The 2460-nt window shown below is 44.4% G+C and carries 3 protein-coding genes; all 3 read left to right on the forward strand.

Annotation, left to right across the window (positions count from 1 at the left end; all coding sequences use genetic code 11):
- On the forward strand, positions 1-523 hold a 523-nt coding region (locus AC1DWB_RS33610; RefSeq protein ID WP_477545431.1), incomplete at its 5' end, for a carbohydrate ABC transporter permease.
- A 28-nt stretch (positions 524-551) separates the two neighbouring features.
- Positions 552-2039 carry an extracellular solute-binding protein gene (locus AC1DWB_RS33615; RefSeq protein ID WP_477545432.1) on the forward strand — a complete coding sequence of 496 codons (1488 nt, stop codon included), beginning with the start codon at positions 552-554 and terminating at the stop codon, positions 2037-2039.
- A gap of 80 nt (positions 2040-2119) precedes the next feature.
- On the forward strand, positions 2120-2460 hold a 341-nt coding region (locus tag AC1DWB_RS33620; RefSeq protein WP_477545433.1), incomplete at its 3' end, for an ADP-ribosylglycohydrolase family protein.

Raw genomic sequence — 2460 nt, forward strand, 5'->3', positions numbered from 1 at the left:
GGGGATTGTTCAAGAATATTTGGTCATCAAGGATCTGCATTTGCTGGATAGTCTTTGGGCGATGGTGATATACCGAACCATTAATGTATTCTACCTAATTATCATGATGCGGTTTATTGAGGACATTCCCGATTCTTTAATAGAAGCAGCCAAGATCGACGGGGCAGGCCATATGCGAATGTTCCTGCGAATCGTCGTTCCGCTTTCCCGGATCCCTTTATTAACCATCGGCATGTTCTATGCAATAGCGAGATGGAATGAATTTTTCAAATCCAGTATCTTCTTGTCTAGTCGCGAGAACACCGTGCTGCAAGTGTTGCTCAGACAATTCGTTGTGGAAAGAGACACTACAACTTTAGTCGGAGCAGTCGATATTTTGAAAAATAACAATATAGCGCAGCTCGATTTCTCCGCATTAAAGGCGGCTACAATTGTGATTGCCATGGTCCCGATTCTAATGCTCTATCCTATAATCCTGAAGTATTACACGAAGGGAACGATGGATGGCGGCGTAAAAGAATAAATAAAATCTATTATTGGAGGAAGCACCAATGAGGAAAACACTGTTCATGTTGATTGCAATCATGATGGTAGTGACAACAGCTTGTACTAGTAATAAGTCGTCAACCGAATCACCGTCACCATCAGCCACAGCACCTGCCACATCACCTGCCACCACAGAGCCTGTTACAATTTCGATAGTAGACAAGGATTTCCCAGCTGATGATCCGAATACCCAGAAGTTGATTACAGGCATCGAAGAAGGCATGAAAGCAGAAGGAAAGAACGTTAAAATCAAGATTGTTCCTGTGCAATCGGGCACCTACTCCGAAAAGCTGGGCTTGCTTCTGCAAACAGGGAATATTCCGGACTTGATCTACTTCCAGGGCGGGGACTACCAATTCGCGATCACGCAAAAAATTCTCGAAGACTTGACTCCGTATGTGGAAAAATCTACCCACTTCAAAGCATCACTCAGTCCTTTTAACAAAGAGAGATTGAAGAACTATCCATTCGTGGTATGGCCGGCTCCAACAGCAAGCTCGGTTCCGGTTGTGCGTCAAGACTGGTTCGACAAAACCACATCGGGTAAAGCTTTATTGGCTGACCCCACCATTGAGAACTACTATACCTTCTTCAAAGAGTTGAAAGAAAAGAGCGGCGCCAAATTCGTTTATACGACTGCAGGAACACTTGAGGAAATCGATGTTATGTTCAATCAGGCATTCGGCTTAACCTCCACCTGGATCAAAGGTGCCGATGGGAAATACGCTTTTGGCCCAACCACTCAGGCTGAGAAAGATAAATTGGATTTCTACGCCAAGCTGTATAAGGAAGGGTTAATTGACCCTGAATTCCTGACTAAAAAGTTTGACTTGAAAGAGAAAGCATTTTATGACGGTCAGGCAGCTATAATCTCGGGTAGACAAGGTAAAGTTATTGACATCTATAACAGTAAATCCGTTGGTCAGAACGGAGCAAATGCTAAAGTAATGCCTCTTCCGCCAGCAAAGGGTAAAGCCCAAGGATATATCCCGATTGATGTAAGTAAAGAAAGCCGCGGATTTGCTATCTCCAAGACGTCCAAGAATAAAGAAATGGCTTTTGCCGTGTTGGAGTTTATGGCTAGCCCGAAAGGCCAAATGCTCGATAAGCTTGGTGTTGAAGGCCAGGAATATACGATCGTTGATAACAAAATCAAAATGACGGACAAATTTGCTGCATGGTATCCTCACTTTATCGAGAACACGATCAGCTTCAAGCCAGACAAACCATTTGATGCATCCACTCCTTTCTTGGTGGAACCAGCCGTTAAGTCACTGGATATGGTCGCTTCCATGTCCACCAAAGACAACATCTTTGTCATTCCTGGCGAGCTGGCACCTAAGTGGGATGCAGCCCTTGCGCTTTACAAAGAGTTCGAAGTTAATGTGGTCATGGGCAAGAAAACCACAGCTGAATTCGACAAGTTTGTGAAAGATTGGTACGCCGCAGGCGGTAAAGAAATTACAGATTACGCAAATCAAATGATTAAATAAGTAATAACCTTCAAGGGTTTACAATTTACTGCAAAGTGTGGGGCCAGGCGGCCCCGCACTTCCGGTAAGGGAGTGAAAGGATGATTTCTTTTTCAGATCGAGTCCAAGGTGTAGTGTTCGGCACTGCATTCGGCGATGCTATGGGTGCTGTTGTCGAGAAAATGACTTACAGCGATATCAAACAGAAATACGGAAGAGTAGAAACCACGATGACCAACTGGTGGAAGGCTGATCTGCCGGAAACCGCAAGGCTCGGAAGAATGAGAGGCCAAGGCATTGTTACCGATGATACGTTAATGACGCTTGCTTTAATCCAAGTCTATTGTACAGAACGGCGACATCTGGATGCCTATGATTTGGCGAATGAATTTATGAAAGAGATCGCTTTTCGGCCAAGATATATTCCGGAGCTTGGTAAGGA

The sequence above is a fragment of the Paenibacillus sp. P4_E11 genome, from assembly GCF_056401635.1.